This is a genomic window from Microbacterium sp. NPDC055683 (assembly GCF_053617895.1).
Map to the genome: position 1 here is coordinate 51,274 of NZ_JBSHGQ010000015.1, position 22,869 is coordinate 74,142.

Annotated in this window: 19 protein-coding genes; 14 read left to right on the top strand and 5 right to left on the bottom strand. The window is 71.8% G+C overall.

Annotation, left to right across the window (positions count from 1 at the left end; genetic code table 11):
- Positions 1–18 precede the first annotated feature (18 nt).
- The 4 genes from ACWGPF_RS07970 to ACWGPF_RS07985 are packed head-to-tail and all read left to right on the top strand — an operon-like array spanning position 19 to position 6,244.
- Positions 19–1,365 carry an extracellular solute-binding protein gene (locus ACWGPF_RS07970; protein ID WP_452332337.1) on the top strand — a complete coding sequence of 449 codons (1,347 nt, stop codon included), beginning with the start codon at positions 19–21 and terminating at the stop codon, positions 1,363–1,365.
- Entirely contained in the window at positions 1,358–2,314 is a 957-nt protein-coding gene (locus ACWGPF_RS07975) for a carbohydrate ABC transporter permease (RefSeq protein ID WP_452332320.1), read from the top strand. Before ACWGPF_RS07970 ends, ACWGPF_RS07975 begins: the two co-directional genes overlap by 8 nt.
- Entirely contained in the window at positions 2,311–3,153 is an 843-nt protein-coding gene (locus tag ACWGPF_RS07980; RefSeq protein ID WP_452332321.1) for a carbohydrate ABC transporter permease, read from the top strand. The genes ACWGPF_RS07975 and ACWGPF_RS07980 overlap by 4 nt, the downstream gene beginning before the upstream one ends.
- Positions 3,154–3,178: 25 nt before the next feature.
- Entirely contained in the window at positions 3,179–6,244 is a 3,066-nt protein-coding gene (locus ACWGPF_RS07985) for an alpha-mannosidase (RefSeq protein ID WP_452332322.1), read from the top strand.
- A 307-nt stretch (positions 6,245–6,551) separates the two neighbouring features.
- Here the strand turns inward: ACWGPF_RS07985 and nucS are convergent, their stop codons facing one another.
- Positions 6,552–7,247, bottom strand: coding sequence for an endonuclease NucS (nucS, locus tag ACWGPF_RS07990; protein WP_452332323.1), 696 nt, complete (start codon positions 7,245–7,247; stop codon positions 6,552–6,554).
- A gap of 148 nt (positions 7,248–7,395) precedes the next feature.
- Here nucS and ACWGPF_RS07995 point away from each other — a divergent pair, with 148 nt between their 5' ends.
- From ACWGPF_RS07995 to mnhG, 6 genes are read left to right on the top strand one after another with little or no spacing between them, the layout of a single operon-like run.
- Positions 7,396–10,326 carry a Na+/H+ antiporter subunit A gene (locus ACWGPF_RS07995; protein WP_452332324.1) on the top strand — a complete coding sequence of 977 codons (2,931 nt, stop codon included), beginning with the start codon at positions 7,396–7,398 and terminating at the stop codon, positions 10,324–10,326.
- Entirely contained in the window at positions 10,323–10,865 is a 543-nt protein-coding gene (locus ACWGPF_RS08000) for a Na(+)/H(+) antiporter subunit C (RefSeq protein ID WP_452332325.1), read from the top strand. The genes ACWGPF_RS07995 and ACWGPF_RS08000 overlap by 4 nt, the downstream gene beginning before the upstream one ends.
- Complete coding sequence (locus ACWGPF_RS08005) at positions 10,862–12,418, top strand: Na+/H+ antiporter subunit D (protein WP_452332326.1); 1,557 nt, start codon at positions 10,862–10,864, stop codon at positions 12,416–12,418. The genes ACWGPF_RS08000 and ACWGPF_RS08005 overlap by 4 nt, the downstream gene beginning before the upstream one ends.
- Positions 12,415–13,008, top strand: a complete 594-nt coding sequence (locus ACWGPF_RS08010) for a Na+/H+ antiporter subunit E (protein WP_452332327.1) — start codon at positions 12,415–12,417, stop codon at positions 13,006–13,008. Before ACWGPF_RS08005 ends, ACWGPF_RS08010 begins: the two co-directional genes overlap by 4 nt.
- Positions 13,005–13,271: a monovalent cation/H+ antiporter complex subunit F gene (locus ACWGPF_RS08015; RefSeq protein WP_345437936.1), complete on the top strand. Its 267-nt coding sequence runs from the start codon at positions 13,005–13,007 to the stop codon at positions 13,269–13,271. The genes ACWGPF_RS08010 and ACWGPF_RS08015 overlap by 4 nt, the downstream gene beginning before the upstream one ends.
- Positions 13,268–13,612 carry a monovalent cation/H(+) antiporter subunit G gene (mnhG, locus tag ACWGPF_RS08020; RefSeq protein WP_452332328.1) on the top strand — a complete coding sequence of 115 codons (345 nt, stop codon included), beginning with the start codon at positions 13,268–13,270 and terminating at the stop codon, positions 13,610–13,612. Before ACWGPF_RS08015 ends, mnhG begins: the two co-directional genes overlap by 4 nt.
- A 12-nt stretch (positions 13,613–13,624) precedes the next feature.
- On the opposite strand, the gene ACWGPF_RS08025 is transcribed toward mnhG, so the two are convergent.
- The 3 genes from ACWGPF_RS08025 to ACWGPF_RS08035 are packed head-to-tail and all read right to left on the bottom strand — an operon-like array spanning position 13,625 to position 17,673.
- Entirely contained in the window at positions 13,625–14,137 is a 513-nt protein-coding gene (locus ACWGPF_RS08025) for a DUF5134 domain-containing protein (RefSeq protein WP_452332329.1), read from the bottom strand.
- 4 nt (positions 14,138–14,141) lie between these two features.
- Entirely contained in the window at positions 14,142–16,169 is a 2,028-nt protein-coding gene (locus ACWGPF_RS08030; RefSeq protein ID WP_452332330.1) for a primary-amine oxidase, read from the bottom strand.
- A 22-nt stretch (positions 16,170–16,191) separates the two neighbouring features.
- Positions 16,192–17,673: an APC family permease gene (locus ACWGPF_RS08035; protein ID WP_452332331.1), complete on the bottom strand. Its 1,482-nt coding sequence runs from the start codon at positions 17,671–17,673 to the stop codon at positions 16,192–16,194.
- Positions 17,674–17,851: 178 nt separating this feature from the next.
- On the opposite strand from ACWGPF_RS08035, the gene ACWGPF_RS08040 reads away from it, so the two are divergent.
- Both ACWGPF_RS08040 and ACWGPF_RS08045 read left to right on the top strand, forming a co-directional pair.
- Positions 17,852–19,333: an APC family permease gene (locus ACWGPF_RS08040; protein ID WP_452332332.1), complete on the top strand. Its 1,482-nt coding sequence runs from the start codon at positions 17,852–17,854 to the stop codon at positions 19,331–19,333.
- 23 nt (positions 19,334–19,356) lie between these two features.
- A complete protein-coding gene (locus tag ACWGPF_RS08045) occupies positions 19,357–20,022 on the top strand; it encodes a helix-turn-helix domain-containing protein (RefSeq protein WP_452332333.1) in 666 nt (221 codons plus the stop codon).
- 23 nt (positions 20,023–20,045) lie between these two features.
- On the opposite strand, the gene ald is transcribed toward ACWGPF_RS08045, so the two are convergent.
- Positions 20,046–21,143 carry an alanine dehydrogenase gene (gene ald / locus ACWGPF_RS08050; RefSeq protein WP_452332334.1) on the bottom strand — a complete coding sequence of 366 codons (1,098 nt, stop codon included), beginning with the start codon at positions 21,141–21,143 and terminating at the stop codon, positions 20,046–20,048.
- A 128-nt stretch (positions 21,144–21,271) separates the two neighbouring features.
- Here ald and ACWGPF_RS08055 point away from each other — a divergent pair, with 128 nt between their 5' ends.
- Complete coding sequence (locus ACWGPF_RS08055) at positions 21,272–21,781, top strand: Lrp/AsnC family transcriptional regulator (RefSeq protein ID WP_452332335.1); 510 nt, start codon at positions 21,272–21,274, stop codon at positions 21,779–21,781.
- A gap of 135 nt (positions 21,782–21,916) precedes the next feature.
- Positions 21,917–22,837 (top strand): MetQ/NlpA family ABC transporter substrate-binding protein, encoded by a 921-nt coding sequence (locus tag ACWGPF_RS08060; protein WP_452332336.1) that lies wholly within the window; start codon positions 21,917–21,919, stop codon positions 22,835–22,837.
- Positions 22,838–22,869: the final 32 nt, after the last annotated feature.

Sequence of the window (22,869 nt, forward strand, 5' to 3'; positions counted from 1 at the left end):
CGACAGAGGAGTCTCATGATGCGCAGGACGATGACGTCGCTGGCACTGCTGGGCGGAGGGGCGCTGCTGCTCTCCGGCTGCGGCGGAGGCGCGGGCGGCGACGCGGACACGATCCGCGTGGCGTACCAGAAGTTCGGCACGTTCACGCAGCTCGACGATCTGCTCCAGGAGGTGAAGAGCGACTTCGAGGAGACGCACGAGGGCATCACCGTCGAGCTCGTGCCGATCGAGGCGCAGCAGAACGACTACTTCACGAAGCTCGCGCTCATGAACCAGTCGCCCTCGACGGCACCCGACGTCATGTACGAGGACACGTTCATGATCAAGTCGGACGTCGACGCCGGATACCTCGCGCCGCTCGACGACTACGTCGCGGACTGGGACGAGTGGGACTCCTTCTTCGACAACGCCAAGCAGGCGGGGCTCGGCGACGACGGCGGCGTCTACGGCATCCCCATGGGCACCGACACCCGCGCCCTCTGGTACAACACCGAGCTCTTCGCGCAGGCGGGCCTCCCCGTGCCGTGGGAGCCCGCGACGTGGCAGGACGTGCTCGACGCGGCGGAGGCCATCCGCGCCGAGATGCCCGACGTCATCCCGCTCAACGTCTACTCGGGCAAGCCGCAGGGCGAGGCGGCGGCGATGCAGGGCTTCGAGATGCTGCTCTACGGGACGGGGGACACCCTCTACGACACCGCGACGTCGAAGTGGGTCACGGGCTCGCAGGGCTTCGTCGACTCGCTGCAGTTCATCGCCGACGTCTACCAGGGCGAGCTCGGTCCGACACCGCAGCAGGCGCTCGACACCAACGTCGGCACCTCGGTCGCCGCGGAATGGCTGCCGGCGGGCGAGCTCGCGATCGCGCTCGACGGCTCGTGGCTGAGCGGCACGTGGCTCGAGACCGGCACGGCGCCCTGGCCGGAGTGGGAGGAAGTCATGGCGCAGGCGCCCATGCCGACGCAGGACGGCCAGGAGCCCGGTGCCGTGAGCATGTCGGGCGGATGGACCCTCGCGATGGGCTCCGATTCCGACAACCCGGACGCGGCGTGGGACTTCATCGCCCTCGCACTCGACAAGGACAACTCGCAGGCCTACGACATCGCCGCGAGCCAGATCGCGGTGCGCTCGGACGTGGCGGAGGACCCCGATTACATCGCCGCGAACCCCTCGTTCGAGTTCTTCTCGTCGCTCGTGCCCGTCACGAACTACCGGCCGGCGACGAGCGACTACGCGCAGATCTCCAACGAGATCACGGTCGCCATGGAGGCCGTGATGACCGGCCAGCAGACCCCGGAGGAGGCGGCAGCGGCCTACGACGAGGCCGTCGTCGGCATCGTCGGCGAGGAGAACACGCAGGATGGCTGACGTCGCCTCCGAGACCGCCCTCGTCGTCGGCGTCGACCCGCGCCGACGGCGGGGCGGGCCGCGTCCGCGCGGCGGAGCGCTCCGGCGCGACGCCGTGCGCGCGCTCCCGCTGCTGCCCGCCGTCGTCCTGCTCGCCGTGTTCCTGCTCGGGCCGGTCATCAGCTCGTTCTACGGCGCGTTCACCAACGCGGCGCTGCGCGGGGCGGCGGCGCGGGAGGCCGAGTTCGTCGGCTTCCAGAACTACATCGACCTGTTCTCCGACCCCGACTTCCCGAAGTCCGTCTGGCTCACCCTGGTCTTCCTCGTCGGCTCGGCCATCCTCGGCCAGAACGTCCTCGGGATGCTCCTCGCCGTCGCGATGCGCTCGTCGGCACGGCCCGTGCGCGCGGTCGTCTCGACCATCGTGGTCGGCGCCTGGGTGCTCCCGGAGATCGTCGCGTCGTTCGCGGCCTACGCCTTCTTCGCGCAGGACGGCACCCTGAACGCGCTCCTGGCCGGCGTGGGGATCGAAGGGCCGTCGTGGCTCTACGACGCCCCCATGCTGTCGGTCATCCTCGCGAACATCTGGCGCGGCACGGCGTTCTCGATGCTCGTGTACTCGGCGGCCCTCTCCGAGGTGCCGCCCGAGATCACCGAGTCGGCGGAGGTCGACGGCGCACGGGGATGGCAGCGGTTCCTCTGGATCACCGTGCCGATGATCCGCCGCAGCATCTCGACGAACCTCATGCTCACCACGCTGCAGACGCTGTCGGTGTTCACCCTCATCTACGTCATGACGGGAGGCGGCCCCGGCACCGACTCGTCGACGCTGCCGGTCCTCGCCTACCAGGAGGCCTTCAAGTTCTCCGAGCTGGGCTTCGGAACCGCGATCGCGACCATCCTGCTCGTCGTCGGCGGCATCTTCTCCGTCATCTACATCCGCGCCCTTCGACCCGAGGAGGACCGATGACGCTCGCCCTCACTTCGCCGCGCGGCCGCGGGCTGCGCGTCGTCGCGAACCTCGTTCTCGTGCTCATCGGGCTGGCGTTCCTGCTGCCGATCGTCTGGCTCGTGCTGGCCTCGCTCGACCGCAGGGCGACGCTCTCGGTCGCGCTCCCGCAGGAGTGGACCCTCGACAACTTCGCCGCCGTCCTCACCCCCGACCTCGCGTTCGAGCCGCTGTGGAACAGCGTCGTGCTCTCGGGCGGATGCGCCATCGTGACCGTGGCGGTCGCGGTGCTGGCGGCCTACCCGCTCTCGCGGTACCGGCTCCGCATCAACAAGCCCTTCCTCTACGGCGTGCTCTTCGGCACGTGCCTGCCGATCACCGCCATGATGGTGCCCGTCTACATGCTGTTCGTGTGGTTCGACCTCATCGACTCCGTTCCGGGGACGATCCTGTTCCTCGCCGCGACGTCGCTGCCGATGGCGATCTGGATGACGAAGAACTTCATGGACGGCGTGCCCATCTCTCTCGAGGAGGCCGCGTGGGTGGACGGGGCGTCGATGCTGACGACCCTGACCCGGGTCGTCATGCCCCTCATGCGCTCGGGGATCGGGGTCGTGTTCATCTTCGTGTTCATGCAGGCGTGGGGGAACTTCTTCGTCCCCTTCGTGCTGCTCCTGAGCCCCGACCGCCAGCCGGCCGCCGTCAGCATCTTCGCCTTCTTCGGGCAGTACGGGGCCGTCGCCTACGGACAGCTCGCCGCCTTCTCGCTCATCTACTCCGTCCCCGTCCTCGCGCTCTACGTGCTCGTCACGCGGCTCTCGGGCGGCTCGTTCGCCCTCGCCGGCGCCGTCAAGGGCTGATCGCCCGCCGAAAGGAACACCCGTCATGCACGACGACTCCGTCCTCGTCTCGAGGAGGATCACCCGCACCTTCCGCGACCGCATCGCACCGGCCGTCCGTGCCGAGCGGATGCCCGTCGACATCGTCGCGTGGGAGGCGCCGGGCGAGCCGGTGCCGTTCGCGGAGGCGCGGGACGCCGCGTACGCGCCGCTCGCCGCGGGCACGCCCTGGGGCCGCCCGTGGGGCACGACCTGGATGCGGGTGCGCGGCGAGGTGCCGGCCGCCTGGCGCGCGCTCGCGGCAGCGGGCACGCACGCGGTCGAGCTCGTCGTCGACCTCGGGTTCACGGGCGGGCAGCCCGGCTTCCAGGCCGAGGCGCTCGTGCGCACGCCGGACGGGCGCCTCGTGAAGGGCATCGAGCCCCTCAACGACTGGGTGGCGGTCGACGGCGACGCGTTCGACCTCTTCATCGAGGCGGCGTCCAACCCCGACGTCGGGTCGGACTGGTCGTTCCGCCCGACCCCGCTCGGCGACCCCGCGACGGCGGGGGACGCGCCGATCTACGTCCTGCGCGGCGTCTGGCTCGCGCTGCGCGACCTCGCCGCCGCCGCCCTCGAACGCGACTGGTCCGTGCTCGAGGGGCTGCTCGCCGTCCTGCCCGAGCGCTCGCCTCGGCGGGCGGGCATCCTGCGCGCGCTGGAGCGGGCATCCGACGTGCTCGACCCCGACGACGTCGCCGGATCCGCGCAGGCGGCGCGCGACGCGCTCGCGCCCGTGCTCGCCGTCACCGCGTCGGGGTCGGCGCACCGCGTCGCCGCCGTCGGGCACGCGCACATCGACTCCGCCTGGCTCTGGCCCGTGCGCGAGACCATCCGCAAGTGCGCGCGCACGTTCTCGAACGTGCTCGACCTCATGGACCGCCATCCCGACTTCGTCTTCGCCGCCTCGTCGGCGCAGCAGTACGCGTGGATGAAGGAGCACTATCCCGACGTGTTCGCCCGCATCCGCGAGCGCGTCGCCGAGGGCCGCTGGGCGCCCGTGGGCGGCATGTGGGTGGAGTCGGACACGAACATGCCCGGCGGGGAGGCCCTCGCGCGGCAGTTCGTCGCGGGCAAGGGCTTCTTCCTGCGCGAGCTCGGCGTCGAGACGACGGAGGTGTGGCTGCCCGACTCGTTCGGGTACTCGGGCGCGCTGCCGCAGATCGTCGCGGCATCGGCGTCGGAGAACTTCCTCACGCAGAAGATCTCGTGGAACGAGACGAACGTCATGCCGCACCACACCTTCCACTGGGAGGGGATCGACGGCACGCGCGTCTTCACGCACTTCCCGCCCGTCGACACCTACAACTCCGACCTCGGAGCAGAGGACCTCGCCCGTGCCGAGCGCCAGAACGCCGAGCGCGGGCTCAGCGACCTGTCGCTCGTACCCTTCGGATTCGGCGACGGCGGCGGCGGCCCGACACGGGAGATGATCGAGACAGCGCATCGCAAGGCCGACCTCGACGGGTCGCCGCGCGTCGAGCTGACCCGCCCCGACGCCTTCTTCGCCCAGGTGCGCGCCGAGCACCCCTCTCCCGCGACGTGGTCGGGCGAGCTCTACCTCGAGTTCCACCGCGGCACCTACACCTCGCAGGCCGGCACGAAGGCCGGCAACCGGCGCAGCGAGCACCTGCTCCGCGAGGCGGAGCTGTGGGCCGCGACCGCGGCCGTCCGCACGGGCGCTCCCTACCCGGCAGAGGCCATCCGCTCGGCGTGGGAGACGGTGCTGCTGCTGCAGTTCCACGACATCCTGCCCGGCTCGTCGATCGCGTGGGTGCACCAGCAGGCCGAGGAGAGCCACGCGCGCGTGGCCCGCCAGCTCGAGGGGATCATCGCGGCCGCCCTCGACGCCCTCGCGGGCGACGGCGACGGCGATGTCGTGTTCAATGCGGCACCCGTCGCGCTCGGCGGGGCGCCGGCGCTCGGGGCGGGGCCGGCTGCCGGTCGCGCCGCCGCGCGGGTCGCGACGGCGGGCGCCGGTGCGGGCTCGGCAGGGGGCTCGACGGAGGCGGATGGCGCCGTGGGCGGGGGCTCGGCAGGGGCCTCGACGGAGGCGGATGGCGCCGTGATCGAGGGCGAGCACGTGCGCGTCGTCGTCGACGAGCGGGGCGAGATCGTCTCGTTCGCGGCCGACGGGCGCGAGATCGTGCCGCCGGGCGGGCGAGGGAACGTGCTGCAGCTGTTCCGCGACACCCCGACGCAGTGGGACGCGTGGGACATCGACCACCACTTCAACCGCACGCCGCTGCCCGCAGCGCGCGTGGAGTCGCTCGAGATCGAGGGCGACGCCGTGGTGGTGGTGCGCACCGTGGGCGACTCGTCCGTGACGCAGCGGCTCGCGCTCTCCCCGGATGGCCGCGCACTCGACATCGAGACGACGGTCGACTGGCGGGAGCGGCAGAAGCTCCTGAAGCTCGCCTTCGATATCGATGTGCTCGCCGACACCGCGGCCTCGGAGATCCAGTTCGGGCACATCCGCCGCCCCGTGGCCGCCAACACGTCATGGGACGCCGCGCGCTTCGAGACCGTCGCGCACCGCTGGCTGCACGTCGACGAGCCGGGGTTCGGGGTCACGATCGCCAACGACCGCGTCTACGGGCACGACGTCACGCGCATCGCCCGGCAGGGCGGCGGCGCCGCGACCCGGGTGAGGGAGTCGCTGCTGCGCGCGCCCGTCTTCCCCGACCCCGCGGCCGACGTGGGGGTGCACGTGTTCCGCCACGCGCTGTCGGCGGGCGGGGTGCTGGACGCGGCGGGGGAGGGGTATCGCCTCAACCTGCCGGGGCGCGTGCGGCGCGGAGCCCCGGTCGCGCCCCTCGTGCGGGTGGAGGGGTCGCCGTCGGTGCTCGTCGAGGCCGTCAAGCTCGCCGAGGACGGCTCGGGGGATGTCGTCGTGCGGCTCTACGAGGCACGAGGCGGGCGTGCATCCGGCCGCCTCGTCACGGGGTTCGCGGCAGCGGGCGCGGTGCGCACCGACCTGCTGGAGCGCGCGCTCGACGCGCAGCCGGCCGACGCGCTCGCGCTCGACCTGCGGCCGTTCGAGCTCGTGACGGTGCGGATCGCGCGGGCATAGTCCGTCCGCCCCGCGCGGCGGCTCCGGCGGCTCTCGGGGTGCGGCTCGGTGCGGCCGGCACGGCGTCTCGTCCGGGTCGCGGTTTCCGTCCTGAAATGGCCGTTTGGGGCCGGGAAGTGGGACCTGGGGGAGGGGGTGTGTCGTCCAGGTGGCGGTTTCGGTCCTGAAGTGGCTGTTTGGGGCCGGGAAGTGCGACCTGGGGGAGGGGTGTCTCGTCCGGGTCGCGGTTTCCGTCCTGAAATGGCCGTTTGGGGCCGGGAAGTGCGACCTGGGGGAGAAAAGGGAGGGGGAGGGACCCCGGGGCGGCTCAGAACAGCCGCGGCACGCCCGACTCGATCCCCTTCATCTCGTCGTAGTCCAGCGTGAGGCAGCGGATGCCGCGGTCCTCGGCGAGCACGCGCGCCTGCGGCTTGATCTCCTGTGCGGCGAACACGCCCTGCACGGGCGCGAGGTGCGGATCGCGCCCGAGCAGTTCGAGGTAGCGCGTGAGCTGCTCGACGCCGTCGATGTCGCCGCGGCGCTTCACCTCGACGGCGATCGCGATGCCCTCGGCATCGCGCACGAGCAGATCGACGGGGCCGATCGCCGTCGGGAACTCCCGACGCACGAGCGTCGCGCCCTCCGAGATGAGCTCGACCTGCTCCGCGAGCAGCCGCTGCAGATCGGCCTCGACGCCGTCCTTGATGAGCCCGGGGTCGACCCCGAGGTCGTGCCGCGTGTCGCTCAGCACCTCGTGGATGCGGACGGTGAGCGCGTCGCCGGTCTTCTGGTGCGTCACCTTCCAGACCTCCACGACGCCGGCGGCGACGAGCTCGTCGTCGGGCGCGACGACGTCGAGGCGGCAGGGCGGGCTCATCCAGTTGAGGGGCTTGTACGAGCCGCCGTCCGAGTGGATGAGCAGGCTGCCGTCTCCCTTGTGCATGAGCACGCGGGTCGCGAGCGGCAGATGGGCGTTGAGGCGGCCCGTGTAGTCCACGGAGCACTGGGCGATGACGAGGCGCACCGGACGAGCCTAGCCGCGACGACCCTCCGCCCTCCTATGCCGTCAGAGGCATCCTCGGGCGATCCGGGCCTTCACAGGAAGTGCACGGGTAGGATGGGGACACCGCCGCAACCTGACCCGCCGTCTCGACGAGCCAGAGGAGATGCCCATGATCGTTCTCCTCGCGCTGTTCGCGGTCGGAGCGCTCCTCCTCCCCGTCCTCGCCCGGTGGCTGGGGGCTCGCGTGTTCTGGGTCTCGGCGCTCTTCCCGATCGCGGCGCTCGTGCACGCGCTCGCCGTCTCGCCCGACGTCGTCGACGGGACCATTCCCTTCGAGACATACACCTGGATCGCTCCGCTCGGCATCGAGCTGTCGATGCGGATGGATACGCTCAGCTGGGTGATGACGCTCGTCGTCACGGGCGTCGGCGCACTCGTCATGCTGTACTGCCGGGTCTACTTCCGCGGGAAGACCGCGGGGCTCGGGCGCTTCTCGGCCGTCCTTCTCGCGTTCGCGGGCGCGATGTACGGCCTCGTGCTGACGGACGACGCCGTCATGCTCGTCATGTTCTGGGAGGTGACGAGCATCCTCTCGTACCTCCTCATCGGGCATTACCACACGCGTGCCGCGAGCCGACGTGCCGCGCTGCAGGCGCTGCTCGTCACGACCCTCGGCGGTCTCGTGATGTTCGTGGGCGTCGTCGTGCTCGTCGTGACGGCCGGGACGACGAGCATCGCAGCCATCCTTGCCGCCCCGCCGACGGGCGCCATCGTCGATGCGGCGCTCGTGCTGCTGCTCGTGGGCGCCATCAGCAAGTCGGCGCTGTTCCCCTTCCACTTCTGGCTGCCCGGCGCCATGGCCGCGCCGACGCCGGTGAGCGCGTACCTGCATGCCGCCGCCATGGTGAAGGCGGGCATCTACCTGCTCGCGCGGTTCTCGCCCGCCTTCGCGGAGGCGGGGCCGTGGCGTCCCGTGATCGTCACCCTGGGCATCCTCACCATGCTGCTCGGCGGCTACCAGGCGCTGCGCGAGACGGACCTGAAGCGCATCCTCGCCTTCGGGACGGTGAGCCAGCTCGGCTTCATCTCCGTCGTCATCGCGTACGGGACGCGCGACATGGCGCTCGCCGGGATCGCGCTGCTCCTCAGCCACGCGCTGTTCAAGTCGGCGCTCTTCCTCGTGGTCGGCGTCATCGACCGCCAGCTGTCGACGCGCGACATCCGCGATCTCTCCGGCGTCGGCCGGCAGGCTCCCACGATGGCCGCGCTGTCGATGGTCGCGATCGCGACGATGGCCGGCCTGCCGCCCACGCTCGGTTTCGTCGCGAAGGAGGCGGCGTTCACGGCGCTCCTCGACCTCGTGGGCGAGGGTGACGGATGGGCCCTCGCGGCCCTCGTGGGCATCGTCGCGGGATCGGCGCTCACGCTCGCCTACGGGCTGCGGTTCGTCTGGGGCGCGTTCTGGACCAAGCGCGACGCCGCAGGGGAGCGGCGCGAGCCGACGTACTGGCCCGATCCGCCGATCGGCTTCCTGTCGGCGCCGCTCGTGCTCGCCTCGCTCGCTCTCGCGGGGGGCATCGTGTCGCCGCTGCTCGACTCGGTGCTGGCGGGCTACGCCGACACGGCTCCCGGCGAAGGCCACTACCACCTCGCGCTCTGGCACGGTCTCGAGCCCGCGCTTCTCCTGTCGCTGCTGACGATCGTCGGCGGAGTGGGCGTGTTCTGGCTCGTCCGGGCGACGGGATGGGACCTCACCGGCCGCATCCTCCGCTTCCAGGCCGGAGACGTCTACTACCTCGTGACGCGCGGGATCGACCGGCTGTCGGTCTCCGTCACGTCGCTCACCCAGCGCGGCTCGCTGCCCGTCTACGTCGGCACGATCTTCGTCGTGTTCGTCGCGGCCGAGGGCTCGGTCCTCCTCGCGAGCCCCGACTGGCGCATCGCGCTCGACGCGTGGCAGCACCCCGTGCAGCTGGCGATGGCTCCGCTCATGATCGCCGCGGGCATCCTCGCGGTGCGCGCGCGCAAGCGGTACACGGGCGTCGTGCTCGTGTCGGTGACGGGCCTCGGGATGATCGTGCTGTTCGCCGTCGAGGGCGCACCCGATCTCGCGCTCACGCAGGTGCTCGTGGAGTCGGTGACGCTCATCGCGTTCGCGCTCGTGCTGCGGCGGCTGCCGTCGCGGATGGGCAGCCACAACGAGTCGGTCGCCCCTGTCGCCCGCGCCGTGCTCGCCATCGCCGTGGGCGTGACGATGGCGTTCGTCGCCGTCGTCGCCTCGAGCGCGCGCATCCACGAGCCGGTGTCGGTCGCGTGGGCCGAGCTCGCCTACGAGATCGGGCACGGTCGCAACATCGTCAACGTCGCGCTCGTCGACCTGCGCGGATGGGACACGATGGGCGAGCTGTCGGTCCTCGTGCTCGCCGCGACGGGCGTCGCCTCGCTCGTCTTCGTCACGCACCGCTCCGACAACACGCTCGAGCGCATGACGAAGCGGCTGCCGAAGGCCGCGCGCCGAGCCGCGCGCCGCAGGCCTCTCGTCGAGACGACCGAGGGCATCCGCCTGCAGACCGCCGAGAACCGCGATCGGCCCCGCGCGTGGCTCGTGGGCGGACAGAAGATGAGCCGCGAGTCGCGGTCGATCCTCCTCGAGGTGATCGTCCGCATCCTCTTCCACACGATCATCGTCGTCTCGCTGTACCTGCTCTTCGCGGGCCACAACCTGCCGGGCGGCGGGTTCGCGGGCGGCCTCGTCGCCGGGATGGCCCTCGTCATGCGGTACATCGCGGGCGGACGCTACGAGCTGGGCGCAGCCGCGCCGCGCGACGCCGGGCAGCTGCTCGGCGCGGGCCTCGTGCTCGCGGTCGGCACGGCCGTCGTGCCGCTGCTCTTCGGCGTCGACCCGCTGACGCGCGGCATCTGGGAGGCGGAGCTGCCCCTCGTCGGCCACGTCGAGTTCGTCACGTCGACGATCTTCGACGTCGGCGTCTACCTCGTCGTCATCGGCCTCGTGCTCGACGTGCTGCGGAGCCTCGGCGCAGAGGTCGACCGCCAGCTGCGCGAGGAGAAGGACTCGGCGGAGAGGAGGGCGGCGCGATGACCGTCTCGACCACCCTCATCGTCATCATGGCCGCCCTGTACGCGGCCGGCGTCTACGCCATGCTCGAGCGCAGCCTGACCCGCGTGCTCATCGGCTTCCTGCTGCTCGGCAACGCCACGAACCTCCTGCTGCTCACGGTCATGGGCTACCCGGGCGTCTCGCCGTTCTACGGCGACGACGGCCGGCAGAGCGATCCGCTGCCGCAGGCACTCATGCTCACGGCCATCGTGATCACGTTCGCGGTGAGCGCGTTCCTGCTCGCGCTCATCTACCGCTCCTGGCAGCTCGGCCGCGCCGACACGGTCGAGGACGACGAGGAGGACCGGTCGCTGCGCGAGCGGGCCATCGAGACCGAGGACGTGCTCGAGGACGAGGAGGAGGACGCCGAGACGGGCGACGAGTCGGTCACCGACTTCGTGGGCGTCGCCGCGTCGCCCATCACGCTGCTCCACGCGTCGGATGCGCCGGGGTTGCGCGATGACGCCCCCGTGGACATGCCGACAGGAGAATACGACGACGAGGGAGGGGACAGCCGATGAGCAATCTCGTTCCCCTGCTCGTCGCGATGCCGCTGCTGGGTGCGGCCGTGACGCTCATCTTCAGCCGACGGCGTCGCGCGCAGGTCGCCGTGTCGATCGCGACGCTGAGCCTGACGTTCGTGCTGGCGGCGTTCCTGCTCGTCGTCGTCGATCAGGGCACGCCGCTCGCGGTCTCGGTGGGCGGATGGCCGCTGCCGTTCGGCATCGTCCTGTACGTCGATCGGCTGGCGGCGCTGCTCGTCGCCGTGTCGAGCGTCGTGCTGCTGGCGGTCCTGCTCTTCTCGGTCGGCCAGGGGGCCGCCGACGGCGACGACGAGACGCCGGTGTCGATCTTCCACCCGTCGTACCTCATCCTCGCGGCGGGCATCTTCAACGCGTTCATCGCGGGCGACCTCTTCAACCTCTACGTGGGCTTCGAGATCCTGCTCGTGGCGTCGTACGTGCTCATCACGCTCGGCGGCACGAAGGCGCGCATCCGCTCTGGCGTCGTCTACATCGTCGTGTCGCTCGTGTCGTCGATCCTGTTCCTCTCCGCGATCGCGGTGCTCTACGGTGCGCTCGGAACGGTCAACATGGCGCAGATCGCCGAGCGGATGGTCGAGCTGCCGTCGGAGGTGCAGCTCGTGCTGCACGTGCTGCTCGTGCTTGCGTTCGCCATCAAGGCGGCCGTCTTCCCGCTGTCGTTCTGGCTGCCCGACTCGTACCCGACCGCGCCGGCTCCCGTCACGGCGGTGTTCGCGGGTCTGCTGACGAAGGTGGGCGTCTACGCGCTCATCCGCACCGAGACGCAGCTGTTCGCCGACTCCGACATCAACATGCTGCTGCTCATCGTGTCGATCGCCACGATGGTGGTGGGCATCCTGGGCGCCGTCGCGCAGGCCGAGCTGAAGCGCATCCTGTCGTTCACGCTCGTGAGCCACGTCGGGTACATGATCTTCGGCCTCGCGATCGCGACCGAGGCCGCGATCGGCGCGACGATCTACTACATGGTCCACCACATCGTCGTGCAGACGACGCTGTTCCTCGCGGTGGGCCTCATCGAGCGGCGCGCGGGCTCCACGTCGATCCTCAAGGTCAAGGGCCTGTTCGCGGCGGCTCCGCTGCTCGCCGCGCTGTACTTCATCCCCGCCCTCAACCTCGGCGGCCTGCCGCCTTTCTCGGGCTTCATCGGCAAGTTCGCGCTCTTCGAGGCGGCCGCGCAGGTGGGCACGCCCATCATGTACGCCGCGATCGCGGCGGGCATCGTCACGTCGCTCCTCACGCTCTACGCGCTCATGCGCGCGTGGAACCTCGCGTTCTGGCGCGAGGAGGAGGACTCCTCCGAGACGGAGGCGCGCATCTCGCACCTCGCCGACGCGCCCGCTGCGGGCGAGCAGTCGGGGCGGCGGGTCATCCCCCGCATCATGACGACGGCGACGGTGGGGATGGTCGCGGTCACCGTGGGTCTCACGGTGTTCGCCGGCCCGCTCTACGCCGTGTGCGAGAGCATCGGGCAGTCGCTGCTGCAGCCCGTGCACCTCGTCGAGCTCGAGACCGCGGAGGAGACGTCATGAGCCCCGACACGCGCCGCGGCGCCCTCCGCCGGGTCTGGGTTCAGCTGCCCTTCTTCGTGTGGCTCGTCGTGCTGTGGATGCTGTTGTGGGGCCAGTTCACGGTGCTCGCGGCGGTGACGGGCATCGTCATGGCCGTCTTCGTCACGAGCGTCTTCCGCCTTCCGGCGGCGGAGCTGTCGGGTCGTGTGAACCTCTGGTACGGGCTCGTGTTCGTCGCGATCTTCCTCGTCGAACTCGTGCGCGGCGCGCTCACGGTGGCGTGGCAGACGGTGTCTCCCGGCGTGCCCGGAACCGCGATCATCCGCGTGCCGCTGCGGGTCGACGACGACCTCGTCATGACGCACACCGCCGTCGCGGCGTCGCTCATCCCCGGATCGCTCGTCGTCGAGGCCGACCGGGAGAACCGGGTGCTCTACCTCCACGTCATCGGCGTGCGTGACACCGCCGACGTCGATCGCCAGCGGCGCAGCGTGCAGCGGTGGGAGAAGCGCGCCGTGCGCGCGGTCGGATCGCGGGCGGCGCTCGCGCTCATCCGCTCGGGTGCCGCGCCCTACGCCGAGCGGCAGGCGCAGGAAGGGGGAGGATCATGAACATCCTCGTCATCGCCATCATCGCGGTGTTCGCGGTCGCCGCGGCGCTCACGATCATCCGGATGGTCACGGGCCCGTCGATCCTGGATCGGGCCGTCGCGAGCGACGTGCTGCTCACGATGGTGCTGTGCGCGCTCGGCGCGGAGGCCGTCGTCAACCACCACACGCGCACGCTGCCGATCATGCTCATCATCGCGGCCGTCGGCGTGTTCGGGTCGATCGCGGTCGCCCGGTTCGTGGCGCGGAAGGAGCAGGACCGATGACGATCGAAGAGACGCTCGACGCCGTCGCGCTCGTGCTCGTGCTGATCGGCGCGCTGCTGTGCCTCACGGCAGGCATCGGCCTGCTGCGGTTCCACGACGTGACGACGCGCCTGCACGCCGCGACGAAGCCCCAGGTGCTCGGCCTGCTGCTCATCGCCGTCGCGGTGGCGCTGTCGCTGCGGTCATGGTCGGCGTTCGCGACCCTCGTGCCGATCGTCGTCATCCAGATGGCGACGGCGCCGCTGTCGGCGCACATGGTGGGTCGCCAGGCCTATCGGAACGGCACGGTCGACACCGACGGGCTCGTCGTCGACGAGCTCGCGGAGGATGCGGAGCGGTAGGGGCGTTCGACCTCACCCCACCATCCCCATCCCGATCATCCCCGCGGTCATGACGGCCATCGCGGCGCGCTCGAGCGTGTGCCACCGCGGCGCGCGGGTCAGGCCGCGCGCCGTCTGCACGACGAGCGCGACGCCGTAGACGAGTGCGATCACGACGGCCGCGGCAGACGCCGATGCGCCGCCGTGCGCATGGCCGTCCCCCACGGCACCCGAGCCCGCCGCGTCACCCGCCCCTGCCGACGTCGCCAGCAGCAGCGCCATGACGACGAGTCCGACGGGGCGGTGCAGGTCCACCGCACGGCCGCGCCCCCGCCGCACCCGTGTCGCGACGGCGGCCGCGAGCGCGAGAACGACGAGAGCGACGGCCCAGGCGAACGGCGCCGCGCCCACGGCCATCCCGACCATGGCGGCGAGCATCGCGAGCGAGGCGATCACCGCCGAGACCGACACCCGGGGGCGGGCGGTGGCGGCGCAGGCCACGCACACCGCCCCCGGGACGATCATCGCGAGATGGGCCAGCAGCATCGCGTCAGTGCCCGCAGGTGCAGGCGCCCTGGCCGGTCGTGCAGTGCGCGCAGGGAGCCGCCGTGGCCGCCGTCGCCGCTCCCGCCGCGCCCGTCGCGCAGTGCGCCGACGTCGACACGGGCGCGTTCAGCGCGGGGTTGCGGTCGAAGAACCCGACCGGCTTGAGCGCGAACCCCGTGCGGTCGACGGGCATGACGGGCCAGTCCTCGATGCGCGGGAAGTGCGTCAGGCCGAACGTGTGCCAGAGCACGATGTCTTCGCCGTCGAGCGGGCGATCGGCCTCGACATAGGCCGGGAGCCCCGACGGCGCCCCCGTAGACGGGCTCTGGTTCACGATCTCGCCCGTCGGCCACCGCTCCTCCGCCGCGTACTGCGTCACCCACAGGTGCTTCGTCGCGTACGCGCCGCGATGCGCGATCGCGCTCGACGGATCGGCCAGCAGCACGGGCTTGCCCTCGGGATACAGCGCGTACCCCGTCGGCCGGCCGAGCCGGTTCTCGGCCTCGGTGCTCGTGACGATCCAGTGCCGGTCGACGAGGTTGTCGGCCATCCGCTGCGCCTGCGACTCCGACGCGAGCCGCGTCTTCCGCTGCGCGAACGCGTTGCCGAAGACGTTGTCGGGCCCGACCGGCACCCGCACGACGTCGACCTCGTCGACAGCGTTCGCCTGGCCGTCCACCGCCATGTCGAGCCGCGCCGAGAACAGGTGCTGGTGCACGGGGGCGCCGAGGCCCGGCGCCATCTCCGTCGCGTAGGGGTACTCGCCGCCGGGATACGCCGACGTGAAGACGATGCCCGTCGCCTTCGCCTCCAGCCGGATCGTGCCGTCCAGCGACAGGTGCCAGTAGAACCCGTAGTCGTAGTTGCCGATCGTCACGAAGAACGAGATGACGAGCCGCCGCCCGCGCCGCGTCTCGGTCATGCCGTTGAAGAGGTCGGCGTTGTGCTTCCACAGCACGCCGTCGTCCTCCTCGTGCAGGCAGATCGCGTTCGGGATGACCCGGGGCCGCCCGAGCTCGTCGGCCACCGTGACGTCGAAGTACGTGATCTCGCCGAGGCAGTCGCAGCCCAGCTCGAGCGAGTTCGCGTACCGCCCGAAGATGTACTCGGCGGCGTCGAAGTAGTTGATCCAGCGTCGCGCCGGCTGCGGGTCGCCGTACGGCACGAGCATGTCGGCGACCGACGCCCTGTGCACGATGGGCCGCAGCCGCTCGCCGTCGCGGAACCCGAGCTGATGCAGCACCAGGCCCTCGCGCGGATCGAAGCCGAACCGGAACTCCCAGTCGGCCCACGTGATGCGGTTGCCGTCGACCTGGAACGACGGCCCGTCGGGCTGCGTGATCTCGATCGGGGTGAGGTCGGTGCGCGCGACGCCGTCGCCGTGCGGCGCCGCATCCCACTCCGACCGCTCCATCGGCACGGCGTACTCCTCGTGGTCGATGACCTCGAACACCTCGTGCGTGATGAGGTCGACGTGCGCCACGAGCCCGTCGATCGGATGGCCCCACGCGAGATCCTGAGGATCGAGCTGCAGGAACCCGATGACGCGCGCCATCCGCCGCGACGACTCCTCCGGGCGTCCGAAGTTGCCGGGCGAGAGGGGGCCCGCGCGCACGGCCGAGGGGTCGATGCCGCGCCGCTCGAGAGCCGCGCACCACTCGGCGCTCTCGAGCAGCCATCCCTCGATCTCGGCGAACTCCTCGTCGAGGATGGCCGCCTGCCCCTCCGTCTCGGGATCGATCCTGCGCGACGCGACGACCTCGCCGGCGGTCACGTCGACCGTGGCGACCCTGCCCTCGCCCGTCGCCCGGTCGACGAGCATGGCGGTCACGCGACGGGTGATCGCCTCGCCGGGAGCCCAGGCGAGCAGCTCGGCCTTGGGTGCCTCCTCGAGCGTGACGTGGGCGAACCGGGTGGTGCCGGTCACGAGCCCCGCGTCGCGCAGGATCTCGCGCGCCGCGTCGATCTCCGACGCGTCGAGCAGGGCGAGCGGATGGTCGACGACGGTCGCGGTGGTGATGTCGAGTGTCATGGTGGTTCCTTCGGGAGAGGGGTCAGGCGCCTTCGGCGATGGTGTCGATCACGAGCTCGTAGCGCTCCGGCCGCCGCGCGCGCAGCACGGCCGCCTGCACGTACCCGAACAGCGGGAAGAGCACGACGAGGGCGAGGAGGAAGACGCTCACGGCGCCGAAGACGGGAGCGCCCGCGGCGTCGACGTCGCCGACGAGCAGGGGGAAGTACGCGACGATCGCGACGCCGCACAGCACGAGCCCGACGAAGCCGAGCGTGGGGGCGATGATCGCGCTCCACGCGCCGACGGCGGAGCGCGTGCGACGGAAGTGCACGATCACGGCGATCGACGTCACCGCCATGAGCACGACGATCGCGAGGGTCGCGACGCCCGCGAACCACGTGAAGACGTGCAGCACGGGGTCGAGCCCGAGCACGGCGAACAGCACGACGAGCGCACCGGCCGTCGCGGTCTGCGCGAGCGACGACACGAACGGCGAGCCGTGCCGCGCGTGCACGCGCGCGAGCGAGTCGGGCAGCAGCCCCGCCGTCGCCATGGAGTGCTGGTAGCGCGTCAGTACGTTGTGGAACGACAGGATGCACGCGAAGATGCTCGTGATCAGCAGCACGTTCATGATCGCCTCGCCCACGGGCCCGAGGTACTGCGCCGTCGTGAGGATGACGACGTTCGCGTAGTCGGCCGCCACGGCGTCGACGGCGCCGCTCGGGCCCCACGCCATGATGAGGGCCCACGAGGCGACCGTGTAGAAGACGCCCACGCCGATCACGGCGATGTACGTCGCGCGCGGGACAGTGCGGTCGGGGTCCTTCGCCTCGCTGCGGAACACGGCCGTCGACTCGAACCCGATGAACGCCGCAATGGCGAACATGAGCCCCACGCCGGGGGCGCCCGAGAAGACGTTGGCGGGCTCGAAGGGCGCGAGCGACAGCCCCTCCGCCCCGCCCGTCGCGACGACGGCCACGACGAGCGCGACGACGATCGCGACCTCGCCGAGCAGCAGCACGCCGAGCACGCGCGCGCTCAGCTCGATGTGGGTGTACCCCAGCACGCCCGTGATCGCGACGATCGCGAGGCTGTAGAGCCACCACGGCAGGTCGGGTCCGCCGAGGCCCGCGATCGTGCCGGAGAGCACGGCGCCGATGTAGCCGTAGACGCACGCCTGGATGGCCGTGTACGTGAGGATGGCGAGCCATGCGGCCGCAACGCCCGACGGGCGGCCGAGGCCGTGCCCGATGTACGTGAAGAAGGCGCCGGGCTTCGGGATGGCCTTCGACATCGCCGAGAGGCCGACGGTGAACAGCACGAGCACGAGGGCCGAGAAGGCGTACATGGCCGGGTAGCCGACGCCGTTGCCGAAGAGGACGCCGAGCGGGGCGGCCCCTCCGACGACGGTGAGCGGGGAGGCGGCCGCGACGACCATGAGCACGATCGCTCCGGTGCCGAGGCTGCCCGTGAGGGCGCGGGCCGGCGTCGCGGGGGCGACGGCCCGTTCAGTGGTCGACATGAGGACCTCCGGGGTGGGGGATGCGGGTGACCCCACGTTCTCCGACCGCCGTGACCCGGTCGTTGCCCCGCCGTGAAGACCTGAGCCGGGCAAACGAGAACGGCCGTCTCATTTGCCCCGCACGCCCGCGTCATCCGCCCGACACACGCCGGCGATAGCCTCGGCGCACGATGTCGGCATGACGAGAGGCACCCGGATGGAGGCGCTGGAACGCGCCATCGCGCGACCCGACCCGGTTCCGGGCGTCGGAGCGAACTCGCCCGTGTCGGGTCTCGCCCGCCGCTCGGTGGGCTTCTTCGACGTGCTCGGCCAGTCGGTGGCGGCCATCGCCCCGTCGGCCGCCGCCACCACCATCCCCATCCTCGCCGTCGCCACGGCCGGCGCGGGATCGGTCATCGCCATCGCGATCGCCGCGGTCATCGCGCTCGCCGTCGCGGCCAGCGTGAGCGTCTTCGCGCGCCGCGTGGCCGCGGCAGGCGGCATCTACACCTTCGTCTCGCTCGGGCTGGGCCCCCGCGCCTCGCTCGTCGCGGGCGCCGCGATGCTCGTCGGGTACGCGTTCGTCGCCATGAGCGAGCTGTTCTCGGCCGGCCACTTCCTCGTGATCGCCTTCGCGCCATCCGGCGTGCCGACGGTCGTCGGATGCCTCGTGCTCGTCGCGATCGGCGCCGCCTTCGTCGCGGTGCTGCTGGGCGGCATCCGCCTTTCGACCCGCCTCACCCTGCTCATCGAGGTCGCCACCGTCACGGCCCTGCTCGTCGTGGTCGTCGTGCTGCTCACCGTCGTGCCGGTCGATCCCTCCGCCTACGTGCCGCGCCCCGAGCATCCGCAGGGGCTCGTCGTCGCCGTCGTCATCGCGATGACGGCGTTCGTGGGCTTCGAGAGCTCCGCGTCGCTCGGCGTCGAGGCGAAGCGCCCGTTCGCGACCATCCCGCGCGTGCTGACGTGGACCGTGCTCGCCGCCGGAGCGCTCTTCGTGCTCGTCTCGATCGCCGAGGTGGCGGCATTCGATCTGCTCGGCCTCGACCTGGCCGCCTCCGGAACGCCCATGGACGACATCGCCCGAGGGTTCGGCGTCGGATGGGCGGCCGTCGCGCTCGACGTGCTCGTCGCGTTCTCGTTCTTCGCCGCCGCGGTCGCAGCGACCACGGCGGGCGTGCGCATCCTCTTCTCCATGGCGCGCGAAGGGCTGCTGCCCGTCGGCCTCGGCCGCACCTCCGAGAGGACCGGCGTGCCGGTGCGCGCCGTCGCGCTGCTCGTGCCCGTCATCGTCGTCGTGCCGGTCATCCTGCGGCTGGCCGACTTCGACATGATCTCGGTCATGGAGATCGTGCTCGTCGCATCCGGTACGGGCTTCCTGCTCGGCTACGTGCTCGTCTGCGCGGCCGTGCCGCCCTTCCTCCGCCGCATCGGCGAGGCGACGCTCTGGCCCGTCGTCCGCGCCGTCGCGGCGGCCGTCGTGCTGGCCGCAGGGCTGGTGGTGTTCCTCACCATGACGGGCGACGTCGTGAGCGTGTGGTCGGTCGTGCTCTTCGCGGGCGCGCTCGCCGGAGCCGTCGTCGTGCTCGCCGTGTTCCGCGCTCGAGCGGGCGCCGCCCCGCGCGCCGTGCGCGACGTGCCGCTCGCCTCGGACGTGCTGGGCGGAGACGCGCGGAGGTGACGGCGGCGTGGACGGGGCAGGCGGTGGATGAGGACCGGGACCTCCATCCCAAGCAGCCGCGCGCCATCCACTCGGCCCTCGTCGTGCTCGAGGAGGTCGCCAAGGCGGGGCCGGGCGTGACCGTGCGCGAGCTCGTCGACCGCCTCGCGCTGCCTCGCGCGACCGTCTACCGCCTCGTCAACCTGCTCGTGCAGGAGGAGTACCTCGTGCGCCTCGCCGACATCTCGGGGCTCGCCCTCGGGCGCAAGGTCGCCGAGCTCGCGGGCCCTCGGCCCCCGGCGGGCATGCGCCTGTCGCGCGCGGCGCGCGAGAGCCTCGCCGAGGTGCGCGCCCGTACGTCGCCGCTCGCCGTGCACCTCGTCGCCTACGAGGAGGACGGGCCACGACCCCTCGACGCCGACCCCGTCGTGCCGCTGCACGACGCCGCGGCCCTCGCGCGCGACCCGCAGCGCTCGGCGGCCGGGCGGCTGTGGCTCGCCGAACGCCGCGACGGCGGCGCCGGGCTCGCCGTGCAGTCCGACGCGCTCGCCGCGGGATGGGCGTGCGCGGCCATCCCGCTGCGCGCGGAGGACGGCGCGCTCGTCGCCGCGCTGTGCATCGCCGGCCCGAGCGACCGGATGGAGGAGCTGCTGGGTGCGGCGCAGGCGCTGCGCGGCGACGCCGAGCGGCTCGCGGCGCTGCTGACGTGAGCCTGCGGGACCGGTGAGGCGCGTCAGCTCGCGAGGACGTACCCGAACGCGGCGGCCACACCGGCGTTCGTCACGGCGCCGCCGCGCACGTTGAGACCGCGCGCGAGCGCCGCGTCGGCGGCGGCCGCGCCGTCCCATCCTCGGTCGGCGATGGCCGCGACGTACGGCAGCGTCGCATTCGTGAGCGCGCGCGTCGAGGTCTCGGGCACCGCGCCCGGCATGTTCGCGACGCAGTAGTACAGGGCGTCGTGCACGCGGAACGTCGGGTCGTCGTGCGTCGTCGGCCGAGACCCCTCGAAGCACCCGCCCTGGTCGATCGCGATGTCGACGAGCACGGCACCCGGCTTCATCGCCGCGACCATCTCATCCGTCACGAGCTTGGGGGCCGCCGCCCCGGGGATGAGCACGGACCCGATGACGAGGTCGGCCGTCCGCACCGCCTCGGCGATCGCGTACCGCGTGGAGTGCCGCGTCTGCAGCGCGCCGCCGTAGCGCTGCTCCAGCTCGCGCAGGCGCGGCAGGTTCACGTCGATGACGGTGACCTGCGCACCGAGGCCGAGCGCGTTGGCGGCGGCATGCTCGCCCGCGACGCCGCCTCCGATGACGACGACCTGCGCGCGCGGCGCGCCGGCGACGCCGCCGAGCAGCATGCCGCGACCGCCCTGGGGGCGCATGAGCTGGAAGGCGCCGACGCCGATCGACAGCCGCCCCGCCACCTCGCTCATCGGGGTGAGGAGCGGCAGCGAGCGGTCGGCGAGCTGCACCGTCTCGTACGCGACGGCCGTCGTTCCCGCCGCGACGAGGGCATCCGTGAGTGGACGGTCGGCCGCGAGGTGCAGGTACGCGAAGAGCGTGAGGTCGTCGCGCAGGCGCCCGTACTCCTCCGCGACGGGCTCCTTCACCTTGACGAGCAGCTCGGCGTCGCCCCACACGGCGTCGGCGGTGGCGACGATCCGCGCGCCCGCCGCGGCGTACTCGTCATCGGAGAAGTGGGAGCCCGTGCCCGCCCCGGCCTGCACGAGCACCTCGTGCCCGCGGTGCACGAGGGCGTCGGCGCCGGCCGGCGTGAGGGCGACGCGGTTCTCGTTGTTCTTGATCTCGGTGGGGATGCCGATGCGCATGATGTGCTCCCGGTCGGCGGCGACGAGGGGCGGGATGGCCCTGCATCGAGGGTCGCAGAACCTTCGCTCGGATGGCAGAGTGTCCGATGATCCTTCGGGATACGGTGCCTGAGCGGTACATTCGGCGCATGCCCACCGCTCCGCGCCGCCCGCTCGCGAAGGATGTTCGCCCCGTCGAACTCGACGACCTCGATGCGCGCATCGTCGCCATCCTCGAACGCGAGGGGCGCATCACGAACGCCGACCTCGCGGCCGCCCTCGACGTCGCGCCGTCGACGGCCCACGCCCGCGTCAGGGCGCTCGTCGAGCGCGGCGTCGTCGCGGGATTCCACGCGAGCGTCGACCAGGCGCGCCTCGGCAAGGGGCTGCAGGCGATGATCGGCGTCACGCTGCGCCCCGGCGCACGACACGACAGCATCGTCGCCTTCGCCGACGAGGTGCGTCGTCTGCCGCAGGTGCTGCAGCTGTTCTTCCTCGGCGGCACCGACGACTTCCTCGTGCACATCGCCGTGGAAGGGGCGTCCGACGTGCGCGAGTTCGTCGTCGAGCACCTCTCGGCGCAGCAGTCGGTCGCGACGACCCGGACGAGCATCATCTTCGAGTACCACCGCAACGGCATCGCCGCCCCGTTCCGCTGAGCCCTCCGCCCAGCCCCGTTCCGCCGGGCCCCGTTCCGTGGAGCGACCGGGACATTGCGGTGTGTGTCGCGCGGGTTCGCGCGGCGGGTCGGCGTCTGCCTACCGTGGAGTCCCTTCACCCGAGGAGCAGCACCCATGGCATTCCGCATCCGCACCATCGCGCCCATCGCGGCGATCAGCATCCTGGCCCTCGCGGGCTGCGCGTCCGGAGGCGACGGCTCCGCGACCGAGTCGGGGGCGTCCGACACCCTCGGTACCGAGGCCGACCCCGTCCAGCTCGGCGTCGTCGGCGCGAGCGACGCCTACTGGGACGTCTTCGTCGCCGCGGCCGAGGCCGAGGGCATCTTCGTCGACCTCGTGGACTTCACGGAGTACACGCAGCCGAACCCCGCGCTCAGCGAGGGCGAGCTCGACATCAACCAGTTCCAGCACATCCTCTACCTCGCCGACTACAACGTGAACGCCGACGACGACCTGCAGCCGATCGGCGCGACGGCGATCTACCCGCTCGGCCTGTACTCCGACAAGTACGACTCGGTCGACGACATCCCCGACGGCGAGACCGTCGTGGTGCCGAACGACACCATCAACCAGGCACGCGGCCTCCTCGTCCTGCAGGCGGCCGGTCTCGTCACCCTCGAGGACGGCGGAAACGCGTTCTCGACGCTCGACGACATCGTGGCCGACGAGTCGCGCGTCGAGGTCGAGGCGCTCGACGCCGCCCTCACCGTCACGTCGCTGCCCGACGTCGCAGGCGCCATCGTCAACAACGACTTCCTCGGCAACGCCGGGCTGACCGCGGAAGACGCCATCGCGTCCGACGACCCGTCCGACCCCTCGGCTCTGCCCTACGTCAACATCTTCGCGACGCGTGCAGAAGACGTCGACAACGAGGTGCTCAACACGCTCGTGGAGATCTACCAGGGCGACCAGGAGGTGCTCGACGGCGTGCAGGAGACGGCCGGCGGCACCGCGGTCTTCGCGACCACGCCCGCCGAAGAGCTCCAGGCGTCGCTCGCCGAGACCGAGGAGGCCGCGGCGGCCGCCGCGGAGTGATCCCGCCTCCCGCGCCCGGACGGCCTCGGCCG

What these genes read in the sequence shown, in the direction of transcription:
- ACWGPF_RS08000 (WP_452332325.1), top strand. Translation starts at nt 10,323, where the DNA reads ATGACCGTCTCGACCACCCTCATCGTCATCATGGCCGCCCTGTACGCG.
- ACWGPF_RS07970 (WP_452332337.1), top strand. Translation starts at nt 19, where the DNA reads ATGCGCAGGACGATGACGTCGCTGGCACTGCTGGGCGGAGGGGCGCTG.
- ACWGPF_RS08060 (WP_452332336.1), top strand. Translation starts at nt 21,917, where the DNA reads ATGGCATTCCGCATCCGCACCATCGCGCCCATCGCGGCGATCAGCATC.
- mnhG (WP_452332328.1), top strand. Translation starts at nt 13,268, where the DNA reads ATGACGATCGAAGAGACGCTCGACGCCGTCGCGCTCGTGCTCGTGCTG.
- ACWGPF_RS08015 (WP_345437936.1), top strand. Translation starts at nt 13,005, where the DNA reads ATGAACATCCTCGTCATCGCCATCATCGCGGTGTTCGCGGTCGCCGCG.
- ACWGPF_RS08030 (WP_452332330.1), bottom strand. Translation starts at nt 16,169, where the DNA reads ATGACACTCGACATCACCACCGCGACCGTCGTCGACCATCCGCTCGCC.
- ACWGPF_RS07995 (WP_452332324.1), top strand. Translation starts at nt 7,396, where the DNA reads ATGATCGTTCTCCTCGCGCTGTTCGCGGTCGGAGCGCTCCTCCTCCCC.
- ACWGPF_RS08010 (WP_452332327.1), top strand. Translation starts at nt 12,415, where the DNA reads ATGAGCCCCGACACGCGCCGCGGCGCCCTCCGCCGGGTCTGGGTTCAG.
- ACWGPF_RS08040 (WP_452332332.1), top strand. Translation starts at nt 17,852, where the DNA reads ATGACGAGAGGCACCCGGATGGAGGCGCTGGAACGCGCCATCGCGCGA.
- ald (WP_452332334.1), bottom strand. Translation starts at nt 21,143, where the DNA reads ATGCGCATCGGCATCCCCACCGAGATCAAGAACAACGAGAACCGCGTC.
- ACWGPF_RS07980 (WP_452332321.1), top strand. Translation starts at nt 2,311, where the DNA reads ATGACGCTCGCCCTCACTTCGCCGCGCGGCCGCGGGCTGCGCGTCGTC.
- ACWGPF_RS08005 (WP_452332326.1), top strand. Translation starts at nt 10,862, where the DNA reads ATGAGCAATCTCGTTCCCCTGCTCGTCGCGATGCCGCTGCTGGGTGCG.
- ACWGPF_RS08025 (WP_452332329.1), bottom strand. Translation starts at nt 14,137, where the DNA reads ATGCTGCTGGCCCATCTCGCGATGATCGTCCCGGGGGCGGTGTGCGTG.
- ACWGPF_RS08035 (WP_452332331.1), bottom strand. Translation starts at nt 17,673, where the DNA reads ATGTCGACCACTGAACGGGCCGTCGCCCCCGCGACGCCGGCCCGCGCC.
- ACWGPF_RS07975 (WP_452332320.1), top strand. Translation starts at nt 1,358, where the DNA reads ATGGCTGACGTCGCCTCCGAGACCGCCCTCGTCGTCGGCGTCGACCCG.
- ACWGPF_RS07985 (WP_452332322.1), top strand. Translation starts at nt 3,179, where the DNA reads ATGCACGACGACTCCGTCCTCGTCTCGAGGAGGATCACCCGCACCTTC.
- ACWGPF_RS08055 (WP_452332335.1), top strand. Translation starts at nt 21,272, where the DNA reads ATGCCCACCGCTCCGCGCCGCCCGCTCGCGAAGGATGTTCGCCCCGTC.